The sequence below is a fragment of the Litchfieldella xinjiangensis genome, from assembly GCF_000759345.1.
GTDB lineage: Bacteria > Pseudomonadota > Gammaproteobacteria > Pseudomonadales > Halomonadaceae > Litchfieldella_A > Litchfieldella_A xinjiangensis.
In genome coordinates this window covers 104,719-120,817 of the sequence record NZ_JPZL01000002.1, presented here as the reverse complement: position 1 = coordinate 120,817, position 16,099 = coordinate 104,719, and the positions used below count along the sequence as shown (strand labels likewise).

Below are 16,099 nucleotides of genomic sequence, written 5' to 3'. Positions count from 1 at the left end.
GATCCAGCACCTTCAGAGGCCGTCATGCAGCGCTACCCCGATATCGAAATCTACCTCGCCAAGGCGTCACTACCGGCGCTGGATGCCTGGCTGGCCGAACGCCTCGATGCGCCACCCTTGAAAGGGGCCGGCAAGCGCAAGGCGCGGACCACTGGCCATGCTGACGGACAGCAAATTCCCGTGCTGCTGGTCGAGCAGGCCGCAGATGGCTACGCCAGCCTGTGGTTCGACAGTGGCGCCACGCCCTGGCCGAGGGATGTTGACTGTGCGCGTGAGGCCGCCAAGCGGCTCGACTGCGAAGTTCGCTGCTCATTGGGCGGTTGGCAGCCCGGCGACGAGCCCGACCGGTTCTGGCGGGTTCTGCCCGACGGCAGCGAAGGGGCGATCGACTGGCCCGACTCGGGGCAGTAACAATGAAATCGCCCGCCGGGTCTCCCCGGCGGGCGATTGTCTGACACGAGCGTCTCGGGCAGAGCGTCAGGTAATGACAGTGACGTCGTCGGCTTGCAATCCACGCTCATTCTCGATCACGTAGTAGCGCACCTTCTGCCCCTCGGCGAGGGTCCGGTGCCCCTTGCCACGGATGGCTCGGAAGTGGACGAAGACATCCTCCCCACCTTCACGGGTGATGAAACCGTACCCCTTGTTGACGTTGAACCACTTCACCTCGCCAAGCTCACGGTCGTCGTCCTCGACCTCGGCGTAGGCAGTGAACGTCGGCTTGACCCAATTCAGCGTCAGGGTGGCGAAGAGTAACGTCAGGAATACGCCAATCACCACGGCCAGGTAGACACTGAGGCGATCCTCGGCGAGCGCCGACAGCAATTCGCCAAACGACGAACCGCCGGTGAAGGAGACGCACAAGGCAAGCAGTAGCGGCGCGGGAATGGCGAACAACAGACTAACCAGACTACAACGAAGCAAGACCTTTCGATTCATGGACCTAGGATTCTCTCTTGTGTTTGGTAAGGGATGACGAACACGATAAAGGCCCTGACGTGATAAAGCGCAGGGCACCGATTGATTACAGCGAAGGTGTCGCGATGAATGGCAACACACAACCCGATGATTCTATCACGCCGCAATCAGGCTCGCTCGCGCACGACCGCGCGCGGCTGGACGACCTCGAGAGTCGTATTGCCTATCAGGAACATTGGCTTGAGAGTCTGGACAAGGCCGTGGCGGCCCAGGAACGTCGCCTCGCCCAGCTGGAGCGCATGAGCGAGCTGATGGGCCAGCGACTTCGTGAACAGCACCAGGCGATCAACGCTACTTCGGAAGACAGCGACTATCGAGCCGAGAATGAGGTGCCACCGCATTACTGAACTGATCGACACCCGGAAGGCCGGACGTTCCATACATTAAAGCCCACCGTGCGGTGGGCTTTGCGACGAAGGCAGGTTTCAGCTTAACGTTTCCAGATAGCGTTCGGCATCGAGGGCGGCCATGCAGCCGCTACCGGCCGAGGTGATGGCCTGGCGGTAGACATGATCCATGACGTCACCGCAGGCGAACACGCCGGGAACGCTGGTCGCCGTGGCGTTACCCTCGAGCCCGGTCCGCACCTTGATGTAGCCGCCCGCCATGTCCAGTTGCCCTTCGAAGATACCGGTATTGGGCGTGTGGCCGATGGCAATGAAGACGCCGGGTGCCGTGATTTCCTTGGTACTGCCATCGAGCGCCGACTTGAGGCGCACCCCGGTCACACCGCTATTGTCGCCAAGTACTTCATCCAAGGTCTGGTTCCACTCCAGCACGACCTTGCCGCTCTCGGCTTTCTCGAACAGCTTCTGCTGCATGATCTTCTCGGCGCGAAGTGTGTCGCGACGATGCACCAGCGTGACCTTGGAGGCGATATTCGAAAGATAAAGCGCCTCCTCGACGGCGGTATTGCCGCCGCCAACGACAATCACTTCCTGGTTGCGATAGAAGAAGCCATCGCAGGTCGCGCAGGCGGAAACCCCTTGGCCCATGAACTGCTGCTCGGACGGCAACCCAAGATAACGAGCGCTGGCACCGGTGGCGACAATCAGCGCATCGCAGGTGTAGGTGCCGTTGTCGCCTTTCAGGGTGAAAGGCCGTTCTCGCAGATCGACTTCATTGACATGATCGAACAGGACCTCGGTATCGAAGCGCTCGGCGTGCCTGCGCATACGCTCCATCAGCTCCGGGCCCTGCACACCCTCGTCATCGCCCGGCCAGTTATCGACATCGGTGGTCGTGGTCAACTGCCCGCCGGCCTGCATGCCGGTTATCAGCAATGGCTTGAGGTTGGCGCGCGCGGCATAGACAGCAGCGGTGTAGCCGGCAGGGCCGGAACCGAGAATGATCAGGCGTTCGTGACGCACTTCGCTCATGGATGACATTCCTCGTACAGACACGGAAAGGAACCTCAGCGGTCCTCTGGCATGGCTTCCAGCAAAGACATGCCACAGCACCCTGGTGCGTATTGTTTAACGGGCGACCGTAGTTTATCAGGCGAAATAGCGTAATGCGCCCCACAGAAGGGTCGCAACGAAAGAGGCGGCCCTTGGGGCCGCCTCGTATCAGTCGCTTGGCTTACAGGTCCTTGGAGTGGCTGCCCAGGTACTTGGCGACGCCTTCCGCGGTGTCCTTCATACCTTCCTGACCTTCGTCCCAGCCTGCCGGGCAGACTTCACCGTGCTTCTGGTGGTGCTGCAGCGCCTTGACCATGCGCAGCATTTCGTCGACGTTACGACCCAGCGGCAGGTTGTTGACGGTCTGGTGCTGGACGACACCCTGCTCGTCGATCAGGAACGAGGCACGCATGGCGACACCCGCTTCCGGATGCTCGATGCCGTAGGCCTGGGTAATCTCGTGCTTGACGTCAGCAACGATCGGGAAGCCGACTTCACCGATACCGCCACGGTCGGGCGAGGTCTTGCGCCAGGCGTGGTGGGTGAACTGTGAGTCGATGGAAGCACCGATCACCTCGACACCCAGTTCCTTGAACTGCTGCAGACGGTTGTCATGGGCAATGATTTCCGACGGGCAAACGAAGGTGAAATCCAGCGGCCAGAAAAACAGCACGCGCATTTTACCGTTGCTGTCGGACAGCTTGAAATTCTCGACGATCTCGCCATTGCCTAGCACGGCAGCAGCTTCGAAATCGGGGGCTTGACGACCAACCAACACGCTCATGTAACGCTCCTTTCTACGAAAGAGTGGATAACGGGGGAATTAAACGGCCCTAGACTAAAGTCCGGTACCGGTATTCTGCAATTCGATATGCCCAATGGCTGTCATAGGCCACGGCTATGCCCCGGCCCCACATGCCCTGTCGAGCCATTGCCAGAATTATGCGAGATGGGGGCTGTGTGCCATGCTTTCAAGGAACTTGCGAAGACAGCGAGCCATTGACGCACGAACTCGCCAGTCGTCCGCCGTGCCAGAACAACGCTGCCAGACCGGGCGCAGCGCAGCGTTGCTTGAAAACTGCAACTATGATGACCATGTGTAAGGTCATGGGTTATGGTCCGGGGCAGGAAGCCCCACCGTACATGACTTCACCGTCACGAGGAGAAGACCATGAGTGCCGATTCCGCACCGAACACGCTCGCTAGCCTGACCGTGGGCGAGCGCGAATATCATTATTACAGCCTGCCCAAGGCGGCCGAGGCCTTGGGGGACATCCAGCGCCTTCCGGTCACTCTCAAGATCCTGCTCGAGAATCAACTTCGCTTTGCCGATGACGAAAGCGTGTCTCGCGAGGATATGCAGGCCCTGGTCGACTGGCAGCAGGAAGCGCGTTCGACCCGCGAGATCGGCTATCGTCCCGCCCGGGTATTGATGCAGGACTTCACGGGCGTTCCCGGTGTCGTCGACCTGGCCTCGATGCGGGCCGCTGTCGAGAAGCTGGGCGAAGATCCGTCGCGCATCAACCCGCTGTCCCCGGTCGACCTGGTCATCGACCACTCGGTGATGGTCGACAAGTATGGGGATCCCAGCGCGTTTCGCGATAACGTCGCCATCGAGATGGACCGTAACCGTGAACGTTACGAGTTCCTGCGCTGGGGACAGGACGCCTTCGACAACTTCCGCGTGGTTCCCCCCGGCACCGGTATCTGTCACCAGGTCAACCTTGAGTATCTAGGCAAGACCGTCTGGGTCAAGGAAGAGGACGGAAAGTCGTTCGCCTACCCCGATACCCTGGTCGGCACCGATTCGCATACCACCATGATCAACGGCCTTGGCGTACTCGGCTGGGGCGTGGGTGGTATCGAGGCGGAAGCCGCCATGCTGGGCCAGCCGGTCTCGATGCTGATTCCCGAAGTCGTCGGCTTCAAGCTCACCGGCAAGCTGCGGGAAGGCATTACCGCCACCGACCTGGTACTTACCGTCACCCAGATGCTTCGTCAGAAAGGCGTGGTGGGCAAGTTCGTCGAATTCTATGGCGACGGCCTGGACGACCTGCCACTGGCCGACCGTGCCACGATCGCCAACATGGCCCCTGAATACGGTGCGACCTGCGGCTTCTTCCCGGTCGACGACGAGACGCTCAACTACCTGCGCCTGACAGGCCGCAGCGACGAGGAAGTAGCGCTGGTCGAAGCCTACTGCAAGGAACAGGACCTGTGGCGCAAGCCCGGTGCCGAGCCGGTATTCAGCGACACCCTGCAACTGGACATGGGTGATGTCGAGGCCAGCCTGGCCGGACCCAAGCGTCCCCAGGATCGCGTCGCCCTGTCCGACATGAAGTCGACCTTCGAGAATTTGATGGGTGACGACGCTGCAGAGGCCTCCGCCACCGCACGCGGCAAGTTCGATTCGGAAGGCGGACAGATGCCCGTGGGGACCCACGAGCATTTCGAACACCACGATAGCCAGGACGTCGATGTCGAGGGCTCGACCTTCAAGCTCAACCCGGGCGCGGTAGTGATTGCCGCGATCACTTCCTGTACCAACACCTCCAACCCCAGCGTGATGATGGCTGCCGGGTTGTTGGCCCGCAAGGCGGTGGAAAAAGGTCTCGATACCAAGCCTTGGGTGAAGACCTCGCTGGCTCCGGGCTCCAAGGTCGTTACGGACTACCTGGCTGCCGGCGGGTTCCAGGACGACCTGAATGCGCTGGGCTTCAACCTGGTCGGCTACGGTTGTACCACGTGTATCGGCAACTCAGGGCCGCTGCTGCCACCGATCGAAAAGGCCATCGAGGACGGCGACCTGACCGTGGCCTCGGTGCTGTCGGGGAACCGTAACTTCGAAGGACGCGTGCATCCGCTGGTCAAGACCAACTGGCTCGCCTCTCCGCCCCTGGTCGTCGCTTATGCCCTGGCCGGGAACGTGCGCCTGGACATCTCCAAGGAGCCCCTTGGCGAAGGCAAGGACGGCAAGCCGGTATATCTTCAGGATATCTGGCCCAGCCAGGCGGAAATTGCCGAGGCGGTCGAGAAGGTCCGCACCGAGATGTACCGCAAGGAGTATGCCGAGGTCTTCGAGGGCGACGAGGTGTGGAAAGCCATCGACGTGCCCCAGAGCCAGGTTTATCAATGGTCCGAGGATTCCACGTATATCCAGCACCCGCCGTTCTTCGAGGGTATGGGCAGAGAGCCGGAGCCGCTGCAGGATGTAGAAAACGCACGCGTGCTGGCCATGCTAGGCGACTCGGTGACCACCGATCATATCTCGCCGGCGGGTGCCATCAAGCCCGACAGCCCTGCAGGTCGCTACCTGCAGGAGCACGGCGTCAAGCCGATGGACTTCAACTCCTATGGCTCTCGTCGCGGTAACCACGAAGTCATGATGCGCGGTACCTTCGCCAACGTGCGTATCCGCAACGAGATGCTCGACGGGGTCGAAGGCGGCTACACCCGCCACGTGCCGAGCGACGAACAGATGGCGATCTACGATGCGGCAATGAAGTATGCCGAGGAAGGTCGCCCCCTGGTCGTGATTGCCGGCAAGGAATACGGCACTGGCTCCTCACGTGACTGGGCCGCCAAGGGCACGCGTCTGCTCGGCGTCCGTGCGGTACTCGCCGAGTCCTATGAGCGTATCCACCGCTCCAACCTGATCGGCATGGGCGTGGTACCGCTTCAGTTCCCCGAGGGAGAGGACCGCAAGTCGCTCGGTCTGACCGGGGATGAGGAGGTCTCCATCGATGGGATCGCCGACCTGACCCCGGGCGGGCAGGTCAACGTGACCATCAAGTCCGACAAGGGTGAGAAGAAGATCGAGGCCCTGTGCCGGATCGATACCGCCAACGAGCTGGAATACTATCGCCACGGCGGCATCCTGCACTATGTGCTGCGCAAGATGATTGGCTCGGCTTGATCGCCACTTTTCATCCAGCATCGAAAAAGGCCCCGCCAATTGGCGGGGCCTTTCTTATGCTGCTTATCCATTGCTGCCGGGGCACTATGCAGGAGCGCGCTTAGAACGCCTTGCGGCGGTAGTCGCGATAACGCGGGTACCAGAAATGGTACTCGATGGCCTCCCTCAGGGTTTCATCGTCACTGCGCAGCGCCACACCATCCTCCTGGGCCTGCTTGGCCACGTCGAAGGCGATCGCCTTGCTGATCTCGCGAATATCGGAGAGCGCCGGAAGCAGCGCGCCCTCGCCGTGCTTCACTATTGGCGCGCCATTGGCCAGCGCGTTCGAAGCGGCCATCAGCATCGCATCGGTAATCCGCGTAGCCCCCGAAGCCACCACACCCAGGCCGATGCCGGGGAAGATGTAGGCGTTGTTGCATTGGGCAATGGGGTAGGTTTCACCTTCCAGCGAGACCGGCTTGAACGGGCTACCGGTCGCCACCAGGGCGCGACCCTGGGTCCAGGTCAGGATGTCCTGGGGCGTCGCCTCGACCCGTGAGGTCGGGTTTGACAATGGCATGACCAAAGGCTGCGGACATCCCTCCTGCAGCGCCTCGATCACCTCCCGAGAGAACAGACCACGTTGCCCCGAGACGCCAATCAGTACGGTGGGTTTGGCGTGACGCACCACATCGAGCAGGCTGCGATCCCCCCAATCGGCTACCGCGGCGGGATCGTGCGCCAGGCGTGCCTGGAAATCGTAGAGCCCGTTCAAGTCGGTGGTCAGCAGACCATAGCGGTCGACCATGAATATCTGGGCACGTGCCTGGGATTCGCTAAGCCCCTCTTCCTGCATCGCCACGACGATCTGCTCGGCGATACCACAGCCTGCCGAGCCGGCGCCCACGAAAGCGACGCGCTGTTCGCTGACCTTCTCGTCCTTGGCCTTGCAGGCCGCCAGCAACGTACCGACACAGACCGCCGCCGTGCCCTGGATATCGTCATTGAAGCAGCAGAGCTCGTCACGGTAACGCTCGAGCAGGGGCATGGCATTGGACTGGGCGAAGTCCTCGAACTGCAACAGCACGTTAGGCCAGCGACGCTTCACGGCAGCGATGAAGTCGGCCATGAAGGCATTGTATTCATCTTGCGAGATTCGCTGATGGCGCCAGCCCATGTACATGGGATCGTCGAGCAGCGCCTGGTTATTGGTGCCCACGTCGATCATGATCGGCAGCGTATAGGCCGGGCTGATACCGCCGCATGCGGTATACAGCGACAGCTTTCCGATAGGGATACCCATACCCCCGATCCCTTGATCGCCAAGCCCCAGGATACGTTCGCCGTCGGTGACCACGATCACCTTGACCTTGTCCTTGGTGGCGCTGCGCAGGATATCGTCGAGGTGTTCGCGGTGCGGATAGGAGACGAACAGCCCACGGTGGTTGCGGTAGATGTTCGAGAATTCCTCGCACGCTTCGCCGACCGTCGGGGTATAGATGATCGGCAGCATCTCTTCGAGATGCTCTTCGAGCAGGCGGAAGAACAACGTCTCATTGTCATCCTGGATGGCGCGCAGATAGATGTGACGATCCAGATCCGTGGTGCATAACCGATACTGGCGATAGGCCCGTTCGGCCTGCTCTTCGATGCTCTCGACATTGTGGGGCAACAAGCCGACGAGGTTGAAAGCGATGCGCTCCTGGAGCGTAAAGGCGCTCCCCTTGTTGAGCAGTGGCATTTCCAGTAACGAGGGCCCGGCATAGGGCACATACAGCGGACGCTTGGGGAAATCGTTCATCTCGTCTCTCGTGCGGTTGGCGGAGTCATGTGGCGCTCTGGCGGCGCCATGAATGGCGTCACTTTAGCATGTCTGGCCCGGCGCGCTCATGTCCGGCGCGCCATGATATGCGCCTCAGCCACTGCGCGATACGGGCCGGGCAGGTTGTTGAAAGAACCAGGGCCTCAACCAGGTGCCCATGATATTGCCGGCGAAGGCTGCCACCATCCAGACCCAGCCATGCACGCTGCCTGAAGCGATGCCGCTGAAGTACGCCCCGATATTGCAACCGAATGCCAGCCGGGCACCGTAGCCGAGCAACAAACCACCAACGACTGCGGCCAGCAATGAGCGCAACGGGATGCGCAGGCTGGGAGCGAAGCGTCCCGCCAATGAGGCGGCCGCCAGCGCGCCCAGCATGATCCCCACGTTCATCACCGTCGTCACGTCCTGCCAGACGTTGGCATCGAGTGCAGCCGCATTGCCGGGATTCTGCCAGTAGCCCCAACCGCTGACATCGCCGCCCAGGAACTCGAAGGCCTTGGCACCCCAAAGGGCGAACGCCGAAGTGATGCCCCAAGGGCGACCGGCCAAGGCGAGGGTAGCGAAATTGAGTAGCGCCAGAGCTACAGCGCCGAATAGCAGCGGCCATGGACCGGTCAGCCAGTGACGATGACCGAAATCCACTCGTGGCGTCTCTTCCAGCTTGCCATGGCGACGCTTTTCCAGGGCCACTGTCAGCAGACCAATCAAGGCAAACAAACCGAGACTGACGACCAGGCCGCCCGCTACGCCGAACGTGTCGACGACCGAGACCGGCTCAAAGGCCGGCAGGCCCTGCCACCAGGTGAAGTGCGCGGTACCGATGAGCGAGCCCACGATGAAGAAGGCCAATGTCACCAGCATTCGCGCATTGCCCCCGCCTGCGGTGAACAACGTGCCGGAAGCACAACCGCCGCCAAGCTGCATGCCGACCCCGAACAGGAACGCGCCGACCAGCACCGAAATACCGATTGGCGCCACAAAGCCGCTCACCGCCTGGCCGAACAGAGTGCCGTTGCCAAGGACCGGGAAGAACAGAAGGACCGTCACCGCCAGCATCAGCATCTGGGCGCGCAAGCCCCGGCCTCGCCGATCGATGATGAAGACGCGCCAAGCGGCGGTGAAACCGAACGCGGCATGGTAGAGCACTAGCCCCAGCGCACCCCCTACCAGCATGAGCCCCGTGAGGCGCCAACCGAAGACGGCACCAATACTCAGTGCACCCAACGCCAGCAAACCGCCGGCCACCCAGACGGTAGGCGCCGGACGGCGCGGTACTGCGATATCGCTCATCATGCTCTCCTCGGTCGCGTTAACTCGATGATGCCCACCCTACGCCGCGGCCTGAGCAAGTGGAAATGCATAAGACTGATACCGACTATCAATTATAGATATAAACAAGGCGCCCCGTGGGGCGCCTCGGAAGCGGTCTTCGCGGTCGCTGTTTACACGAATCGGCCCAGTCCTACTGCAGGACGCAACCGGTCCATCAAGGCCGCCGCTTCGGCACGTGCACGCTCGGCACCCTTGGCAAGCACGGACTCGATATGCCCGGGATCTTCCATCAATGCCAGGTAGCGTTCGCGCGGTTCGCGCAGGTGGGCGTTGAGGTAGTCGAAGAGCTGGTTCTTGGCGTCGCCCCAACCGATCCCCTCTTCATACTGGCGGCGCATTGCCTGGGTCTCTTCCGGCGTGGCGAAGGCGGCGTAGATCTGGAACAGCGTGCAGCCATCCGGATCCTTGGGTTCACCGGGCTCCAGGGAATTGGTCTTGATCTTGCGAACCAGCTTGAGCAGTTTCTTCTCGGAGACGAACAGAGGAATGGTGTTGTTATAGCTCTTGGACATCTTGCGCCCGTCGAGCCCACCGAGCACCTCGACCTTCTCGTCGACCACTGCCTCGGGCAGCGTGAAGTAGTCGCCCTTGTAGAGGTGATTGAAGCGCCCTGCCATGTCGCGGGCCATCTCGATATGCTGGATCTGGTCGCGCCCCACCGGCACCTTGTGGGCATTGAACATCAGGATGTCAGCGGCCATCAGCACCGGATAACCGAACAGTCCCATGGTAATGCCCTTGTCGGGATCCTGATTCCCGACCGCCTCGTTCTCGGCCACGCTGGCCTTGTAGGCGTGGGCACGGTTCATCAGCCCCTTGGCGCAGACACACGACAACATCCAGGTCAGCTCGGGGATTTCGGTAATGTCCGACTGACGATAGAAGATAGCATTGTCGGTATCCAATCCCAGCGCCAGCCAGGTGGCGGCGATTTCCAGGCGTGATTCCTGAACTCGCCGCGGATCCTGGCACTTGATCAGTGCGTGCAGGTCGGCAAGGAAGTAATAGGATTGAACGCTTGGATCCTGGCTGGCAGCGATGGCCGGCTTGATGGCGCCGACATAGTTGCCGAGGTGCGGAGTACCGGTCGTCGTGATACCGGTGAGAACGCGTGTCTTGGTCATGAAGAAACTGGCCCGATTCTGTCGATGCGAATCGCGCCAGTTTAGCGTGCCGCCCCGCCCAAGGCGAACAGCGAGAAGTTATTTCAAGAGGGTCGCAGGGTCGGCACTGTCCAGGCCAAACGCCTCGGCAACGGCAGGATACGTCACCTGACCCTGATGTACGTTGAGCCCAGGGCGGAAGTGGGGATCGTCGGAAAGCGCCTGCTTCCAGCCCTTGTCGGCCAAGGCCATCACGAACGGCAACGTGGCGTTGGTCAGGGCCTGGGTCGAGGTACGCGCCACCGCGCCTGGCATATTGGCCACGCAATAATGTACGACACCGTCGACCACATAGGTCGGTTCGGCATGGGTCGTGGCACGGCTGGTCTCGAAACAGCCGCCCTGGTCGATGGCCACATCGACCAATACGCTGCCGGGCTTCATGTCACCAAGTTGCTGGCGGGTGATGAGTTTAGGTGCGGCGGCGCCAGGCACGAGCACGGCACCGATGATCAGGTCGGATTCGCGCACCGCCTCATCGAGTGTATCCGCGCTGGAAAAGGCCGTCTTCATGCGCCCTTGATAGCGATGATCAAGGGTCTCGAGACGCGGAATCGAGGTGTCGAGGATCGTCACATCGGCCCCCAGTCCCAGCGCCATGCGTGCGGCATTCTCGCCGACCACGCCGCCCCCGATCACGGTCACTCGCGCCGGCGGTACACCCGGCACACCCGGCAGCAGCACACCAGCACCGCCCTGTGCCTTTTCCAGGCTATGGGCGCCCGCCTGCACCGACATGCGTCCCGCCACGGCGCTCATCGGCGCCAGCAGGGGCAAGCCGCCATGGGGACTGGTGATGGTTTCGTAGGCAATACAGGTCGCCTTGCTCTCCATCAGGCCGCGCGTGAGATTTTCGTCGGCTGCCAAGTGCAGGTAGGTGAAGAGCGTCTTGCCTTCATCCAACCGAGCGAGCTCGTCGGGCTGGGGCTCCTTGACCTTGAGTATCAGTTCCGACCATGACCAGAGCGCATCGACATCGGCTTCCATCCGCGCCCCGGCTGCCTCGTAGTCGGCGTCGGGAAACCCGGCACCTTCACCGGCACCGGTCTGGAGCTTGACCTGATGGCCACGATCGAACAGCTCGCGAGCACCGGTGGGTGTCAGTGCGACCCGGTATTCGTGATTCTTGATCTCCTTGGGCACGGCGATCTTCATGGTTACCTCCATAGGGCTCGAGGGTATTGCCTCATTACAGCACAAGGGAGAAAAGCCGTTACCAGCCTCCCGAAAAACGGGAAGATTTCATGCGAATCGGCATTACTTCAGGGAGGGGTTCGGGGAGATAACGCAGTAACGTGAGACCTTGCTTCAGGGTTCCCGAACGATGGCATCGCCGTAGCGGGTCGCATATTCCGCTGGCATACGGCGTGCCCGGCCACTGGAGAGCTCGATGCAGGCAAAGCGAGTCCGGGCGCGCAGTAGGGTCTGTCCATCGGCGGGTCGCAGCAGCTGGAAGCGTCGCGTGAGGGTGAGGCGGCCATCGCAAGCCACGATCCAGGTAGCCAACTCGAGCGACTCGCCGAGAAAGGCGGCACGCAGGTAGTCGAGCTCATGCCGATGGACGACCATGGCTCGGTCATGCTCCCGGTAGCGCGCCAGATCGAGCCCCAGCTCAGCGGAATGCTGCCAACTGATCGCCTCGATCCAACGCAGGTATTCGAGATTGTTGACGTGATCGAAGTCATCGATGGCCGATGTCCCGACCTGGATCTCGATCGTGTAGGGGCTAGGCAGGTCCCACACCATCGCTGCCCTCCTTGGCTGCGGGTATTGCGTTGGCGTCAGTCCCGGAAGACACGCACACCAAGTGCTTTAAGATACGCCGTCTCCGGAATCGCCGGATGCACGGGATGATCGGGCCCCTGGTGGCCCTGGTAAATGACCTGGCCATGGCGATCCTGATGACGCACCGCGCCCCGCACGGACTCGATCAAGCGCTCCGGGGCCAGATGCATGGAACAGGACGCCGACATCAGCAGGCCGTCACGACCCAGCAGGCGAATGGCTTCGCGGTTGAGCCGCGCATAGGCACGCTCGCCATTGGGAATGTCCTTGCGCTTCTTGATGAAGGCCGGCGGATCGAGAATCACCACATCGAACTGTTCGCCCTCGGCCTTGAGCGCCGCCAACGCATCGAAGGCATCCCCTTCGCCGATCGCCACCTGCTCGGCAACCCCGTTGAGCGCGGCATTCTCGGCCACGCGCTCCAGCGCTTCGCCGGAGGCGTCGAGACACAGCACCTCGCTTGCCCCATTGGCGGCAGCCTGAACGCCCCACCCGCCGATATAGCTGAAAACATCCAGCACCCGCTTGCCGGCGACCAAGCCGTTGAGCCAGGCACGGTTGACGCGATGGTCGTAGAACCAGCCGGTTTTCTGGCCGGCGAGCACCGGTACCGCGAAACGTACCCCGTTCTCCTCGAGCAGGACCTCATCGGGCAGTTCGCCCTTGACCACTTCCACCTGGGATTCCAATTGCTCCTGGCGACGCCCGGACGAGTCGTTCTTGAACACGATGGCCCGCGGCGACAACACCTTGTCCAAGGCAGCGACAACCTCTTCGCCGAGGTGCTCCATGCCCAGAGTATTGAGCTGCACCACCAGGACATCGTCGAAGCGATCGACGATCAAGCCGGGCAGCAGGTCGCCTTCACCGTGGACCAGGCGATAGAAGGGTTTGGCGAACAGACGTTCACGCAGCCCCAACGCCTGGTTGAAGCGGTGCACCAGCAATGAGCGATCCAGCCTCACGTTGGGATCCCGGGAAACGACCCGGGCGCAGATCAGCGAATGCGGGTTGACGTAGGCCACGCCCATCGCCTTGCCGTTGGCAGCTTCGATCACCGCCTGGCCACCCGGCTCGAAGGTCTTGAGCGGTGTGGCCTCGGTGTCGATCTCATTGGAGTACAGCCACAGGTGGCCGGCCTTGAGGCGACGATCGGCATTCTTCTTCAAGCGCAGGCGTTCGGTCACGCGGGACTCCCGGTTGTCGTGATCATTGGGCGGCATTCTAGCGCAATCGTCACACGTATCGCGCGGCCAAATGCCTCAGGTCTGGCACTCGGCACAGAATACACTGGCGCGTTGCCCCAGTGTGGCCAGACGTAGCTCGGCACCGCAACGTCGGCAGGGTTCACCGTCACGGCCGTAGACATTGAGCCGCTGGGAAAAATAGCCCGGCTCGCCGGTACCGCTGACGAAGTCGCGCAGGGTGGTGCCGCCCTGGGTAATCGCAGCCGCCAGCACCTCGCGAATCGCGGCGGCCAGCAGCTCGTAGCGTGCCAGCGAAATCCGGCCGGCTGCCCGGCGCGGGTCGATACCGGCCATGAACAGCGCCTCGCTGGCGTAGATGTTGCCGACCCCGACCACCACGGCGTTGTCCATCAGAAAGGGTTTCACGGCAATGCGACGATTTCGTGACATCGCATATAGCCGTCTCCCATCAAAGTCCGGCGACAGCGGCTCAGGCCCCAGCCGTGCCAGTCGGGCATCCGTCTCGGGGTGACCCTGAAGCCAATCGACGAAACCAAAACGCCGAGGGTCGTGGTAACGCAGGATAGCGCCCCCCTCGACCACCACATCGACGTGATCGTGCTTGCGCGGCAAGTCGCCCACCTGGGCAATGCGCAGGCTACCCGACATTCCCAGATGCCAGAGCAGCGAGGCGGGCGTGTCGCCCCCCTCCACTGGCAGCAACAGATACTTGGCACGTCGCCCCACCGCGCCCAGGTGTCGACCGACCAAGGCATCTTCGAGTCCTTCCGGTACGGGGCAACGCAGGCGACGCTGACGCACGATGACTTCGCGTATTTCGCGCCCCTCGATGTGCGGGGCAATACCTCGCCGGGTGGTCTCGACTTCAGGAAGTTCAGGCATGCAGGCTCCTGTACGGGCAACGGACACAGACGCAAAAACCCGGCATGAGCCGGGTTTCTGAGGCAGGCAGAGCCTGCGGGGATGCCAAGCGCGGACGGGTGTCCTTACTTGATCTTGGCTTCCTTGTACATCACGTGCTTGCGGACGACCGGATCGAACTTCTTCATTTCAAGCTTGTCCGGGGTGTTCCGCTTGTTCTTGTCGGTGGTGTAGAAGTGGCCGGTACCGGCACTGGACACCATTCTGATCTTGTCACGCATGACTCAACTCTCCCAAAAACCGGGTCTCTATGACCGCTTAACCGCTTAGATGGCTTCGCCGCGCTTGCGAATGTCGCTCAGCACTGCATCGATGCCCTTCTTGTCGATGATACGCATACCCTTGGAGGAGATACGCAGCTTGACGAAGCGCTTTTCGGCTTCCACCCAGAAACGGTGGGTGTGCAGGTTCGGCAAGAAACGACGACGCGTCTTACGCTGGGAGTGAGAAACGTTGTTACCAGTCACCGGGCGCTTGCCGGTAACCTGACATACTTTGGACATGAGAGCCTCCAACCGCTGGGGAGTTGTCTAAACCTGTCGGGCAAACCGGGTAGGGCGAACGGCTGGCCACCGCCTCCATGCCCTTCTATTTAACCCAAGGGAATTCAAAGGCTGCACTTTATATCAGACAGGCCGCTCCCAGGCAAGCGTCGCGGCACTTTTTTCGCCCACCGCGCAGAGCCGCGCAAGCAAAGCCAGAGAACCGAGCGAGCGAAGGCCAGACAAGGCGAATCTTGCTGAGCAAGCGGAGTTTAGCCCGCTAAATGAGCATTGCGAAGCTAGATTCAACGCCGTATGACCGAGCACAGCCGGTGCCCCACCTAGATCCAGCCGCGCTCGGCGAAGGATGTCACCTCACCGTCGCCCACCACGAAGTGATCGAGCACACGAATCTCGAACAGCCCCAGTGCCTCGGTGAGTCGGGTGGTGATGCGGCGGTCGGCATCGCTCGGCTCAGCAACCCCCGAGGGGTGGTTATGAGCAAAGATCACGGCCCCGGCACCCAGCTCCAGCGCCCGCTTGGCCACCTCCCGCGGGTACACCGAGGCACTGTCGAGCGTTCCTCGAAACAGGGACTCAAAGCGGATCACCCGATGCTGGGTGTCGAGAAACAGCGCCGCGAACTCCTCGTGAGCCAGGTGGCGTAACTGCGAGGCCAGGTAGGCGCGCACCAGGGTAGGTGACGTCAGCGCCCCGCCACGCTCGAGCTGGCTGGCCAGATGTCGCCGTGACAGCTCCAGCACGGCTTGAAGTTGCACGAACTTGGCTTCCCCCAGGCCGTGTTCGGCGCAGAAGCGGGTCTTGTCCGCCTCGAGCAGCTGGCGCAGGCCGCCGAATCCGGAAAGCAGATCGCGAGCCAGATCCACCGCCGAACGCCCTTTCACTCCCACCCGCAAAAAAATTGCCAACAATTCGGCATCGGACAACCCCGCCGCACCCAGCGCCAGCAGCTTCTCCCGGGGACGTTCACCCTCGGGCCAGTTTCGGATCGACATGCGTCCCTGCATCCTTTTTTTTACTCCCGCGAGACATGAGTCCATGCGGGATCGGCCGGACCCTAGCTACGCAAAATCCGGCACCGATGTTAAG

The 16,099-nt window shown here is 61.7% G+C and carries 16 protein-coding genes; 3 read left to right on the top strand and 13 right to left on the bottom strand.

Annotated elements, in window-relative coordinates; genetic code table 11:
- Positions 1-24: 24 nt before the first annotated feature.
- Complete coding sequence (locus JH15_RS08120; protein WP_043529285.1) at positions 25-411, top strand: hypothetical protein; 387 nt, start codon at positions 25-27, stop codon at positions 409-411.
- A gap of 66 nt (positions 412-477) precedes the next feature.
- Here the strand turns inward: JH15_RS08120 and JH15_RS18450 are convergent, their stop codons facing one another.
- Entirely contained in the window at positions 478-939 is a 462-nt protein-coding gene (locus JH15_RS18450) for a cold-shock protein (RefSeq protein WP_043529283.1), read from the bottom strand.
- Between the two features lie 104 nt (positions 940-1,043).
- On the opposite strand from JH15_RS18450, the gene JH15_RS08110 reads away from it, so the two are divergent.
- Positions 1,044-1,325, top strand: coding sequence for a SlyX family protein (locus tag JH15_RS08110; protein ID WP_043529282.1), 282 nt, complete (start codon positions 1,044-1,046; stop codon positions 1,323-1,325).
- A 78-nt stretch (positions 1,326-1,403) separates the two neighbouring features.
- On the opposite strand, the gene trxB is transcribed toward JH15_RS08110, so the two are convergent.
- Both trxB and JH15_RS08100 read right to left on the bottom strand, forming a co-directional pair.
- A complete protein-coding gene (trxB, locus tag JH15_RS08105; RefSeq protein ID WP_043529280.1) occupies positions 1,404-2,357 on the bottom strand; it encodes a thioredoxin-disulfide reductase in 954 nt (317 codons plus the stop codon).
- Positions 2,358-2,559: 202 nt separating this feature from the next.
- Positions 2,560-3,162: a peroxiredoxin gene (locus JH15_RS08100; RefSeq protein ID WP_043529278.1), complete on the bottom strand. Its 603-nt coding sequence runs from the start codon at positions 3,160-3,162 to the stop codon at positions 2,560-2,562.
- Between the two features lie 387 nt (positions 3,163-3,549).
- Between JH15_RS08100 and acnA the strand changes: the two genes are divergently transcribed.
- A complete protein-coding gene (gene acnA / locus JH15_RS08095; protein WP_043529276.1) occupies positions 3,550-6,294 on the top strand; it encodes an aconitate hydratase AcnA in 2,745 nt (914 codons plus the stop codon).
- Positions 6,295-6,394: 100 nt separating this feature from the next.
- Here acnA and JH15_RS08090 read toward each other — a convergent pair whose 3' ends face one another.
- From JH15_RS08090 to radC, 10 genes are all read right to left on the bottom strand, one after another.
- Positions 6,395-8,074 carry an NAD-dependent malic enzyme gene (locus JH15_RS08090; RefSeq protein ID WP_043529274.1) on the bottom strand — a complete coding sequence of 560 codons (1,680 nt, stop codon included), beginning with the start codon at positions 8,072-8,074 and terminating at the stop codon, positions 6,395-6,397.
- A gap of 114 nt (positions 8,075-8,188) precedes the next feature.
- Positions 8,189-9,388: a YeeE/YedE family protein gene (locus tag JH15_RS08085; protein ID WP_043529272.1), complete on the bottom strand. Its 1,200-nt coding sequence runs from the start codon at positions 9,386-9,388 to the stop codon at positions 8,189-8,191.
- A 152-nt stretch (positions 9,389-9,540) separates the two neighbouring features.
- Complete coding sequence (trpS, locus tag JH15_RS08080; protein ID WP_043529270.1) at positions 9,541-10,554, bottom strand: tryptophan--tRNA ligase; 1,014 nt, start codon at positions 10,552-10,554, stop codon at positions 9,541-9,543.
- Between the two features lie 78 nt (positions 10,555-10,632).
- A complete protein-coding gene (ald, locus tag JH15_RS08075; RefSeq protein ID WP_043529268.1) occupies positions 10,633-11,748 on the bottom strand; it encodes an alanine dehydrogenase in 1,116 nt (371 codons plus the stop codon).
- A gap of 153 nt (positions 11,749-11,901) precedes the next feature.
- Positions 11,902-12,339, bottom strand: coding sequence for an acyl-CoA thioesterase (locus JH15_RS08070; RefSeq protein ID WP_043529266.1), 438 nt, complete (start codon positions 12,337-12,339; stop codon positions 11,902-11,904).
- A 35-nt stretch (positions 12,340-12,374) separates the two neighbouring features.
- Positions 12,375-13,565, bottom strand: a complete 1,191-nt coding sequence (locus JH15_RS08065; protein WP_043530540.1) for a class I SAM-dependent rRNA methyltransferase — start codon at positions 13,563-13,565, stop codon at positions 12,375-12,377.
- 75 nt (positions 13,566-13,640) lie between these two features.
- Positions 13,641-14,468, bottom strand: a complete 828-nt coding sequence (gene mutM / locus JH15_RS08060; protein WP_043529264.1) for a bifunctional DNA-formamidopyrimidine glycosylase/DNA-(apurinic or apyrimidinic site) lyase — start codon at positions 14,466-14,468, stop codon at positions 13,641-13,643.
- 104 nt (positions 14,469-14,572) lie between these two features.
- Complete coding sequence (gene rpmG / locus JH15_RS08055) at positions 14,573-14,728, bottom strand: 50S ribosomal protein L33 (RefSeq protein ID WP_021819788.1); 156 nt, start codon at positions 14,726-14,728, stop codon at positions 14,573-14,575.
- Positions 14,729-14,773: 45 nt separating this feature from the next.
- On the bottom strand, positions 14,774-15,010 hold the full coding sequence (rpmB, locus tag JH15_RS08050) for a 50S ribosomal protein L28 (protein WP_043529261.1): 237 nt from the start codon (positions 15,008-15,010) through the stop codon (positions 14,774-14,776).
- A gap of 320 nt (positions 15,011-15,330) precedes the next feature.
- Positions 15,331-16,005, bottom strand: a complete 675-nt coding sequence (gene radC, locus JH15_RS08045) for a RadC family protein (RefSeq protein WP_043529260.1) — start codon at positions 16,003-16,005, stop codon at positions 15,331-15,333.
- Positions 16,006-16,099: the final 94 nt, after the last annotated feature.

Excerpts from the sequence above, each read along its gene's own strand:
- JH15_RS18450 (WP_043529283.1), bottom strand. The coding sequence starts at position 939 with ATGAATCGAAAGGTCTTGCTTCGTTGTAGTCTGGTTAGTCTGTTGTTC.
- JH15_RS08110 (WP_043529282.1), top strand. The coding sequence starts at position 1,044 with ATGAATGGCAACACACAACCCGATGATTCTATCACGCCGCAATCAGGC.
- JH15_RS08120 (WP_043529285.1), top strand. The coding sequence starts at position 25 with ATGCAGCGCTACCCCGATATCGAAATCTACCTCGCCAAGGCGTCACTA.
- trxB (WP_043529280.1), bottom strand. The coding sequence starts at position 2,357 with ATGAGCGAAGTGCGTCACGAACGCCTGATCATTCTCGGTTCCGGCCCT.
- rpmG (WP_021819788.1), bottom strand. The coding sequence starts at position 14,728 with ATGCGTGACAAGATCAGAATGGTGTCCAGTGCCGGTACCGGCCACTTC.
- trpS (WP_043529270.1), bottom strand. The coding sequence starts at position 10,554 with ATGACCAAGACACGCGTTCTCACCGGTATCACGACGACCGGTACTCCG.
- rpmB (WP_043529261.1), bottom strand. The coding sequence starts at position 15,010 with ATGTCCAAAGTATGTCAGGTTACCGGCAAGCGCCCGGTGACTGGTAAC.
- JH15_RS08085 (WP_043529272.1), bottom strand. The coding sequence starts at position 9,388 with ATGAGCGATATCGCAGTACCGCGCCGTCCGGCGCCTACCGTCTGGGTG.
- JH15_RS08090 (WP_043529274.1), bottom strand. The coding sequence starts at position 8,074 with ATGAACGATTTCCCCAAGCGTCCGCTGTATGTGCCCTATGCCGGGCCC.
- JH15_RS08100 (WP_043529278.1), bottom strand. The coding sequence starts at position 3,162 with ATGAGCGTGTTGGTTGGTCGTCAAGCCCCCGATTTCGAAGCTGCTGCC.
- radC (WP_043529260.1), bottom strand. The coding sequence starts at position 16,005 with ATGTCGATCCGAAACTGGCCCGAGGGTGAACGTCCCCGGGAGAAGCTG.
- JH15_RS08070 (WP_043529266.1), bottom strand. The coding sequence starts at position 12,339 with ATGGTGTGGGACCTGCCTAGCCCCTACACGATCGAGATCCAGGTCGGG.
- acnA (WP_043529276.1), top strand. The coding sequence starts at position 3,550 with ATGAGTGCCGATTCCGCACCGAACACGCTCGCTAGCCTGACCGTGGGC.
- ald (WP_043529268.1), bottom strand. The coding sequence starts at position 11,748 with ATGAAGATCGCCGTGCCCAAGGAGATCAAGAATCACGAATACCGGGTC.
- mutM (WP_043529264.1), bottom strand. The coding sequence starts at position 14,468 with ATGCCTGAACTTCCTGAAGTCGAGACCACCCGGCGAGGTATTGCCCCG.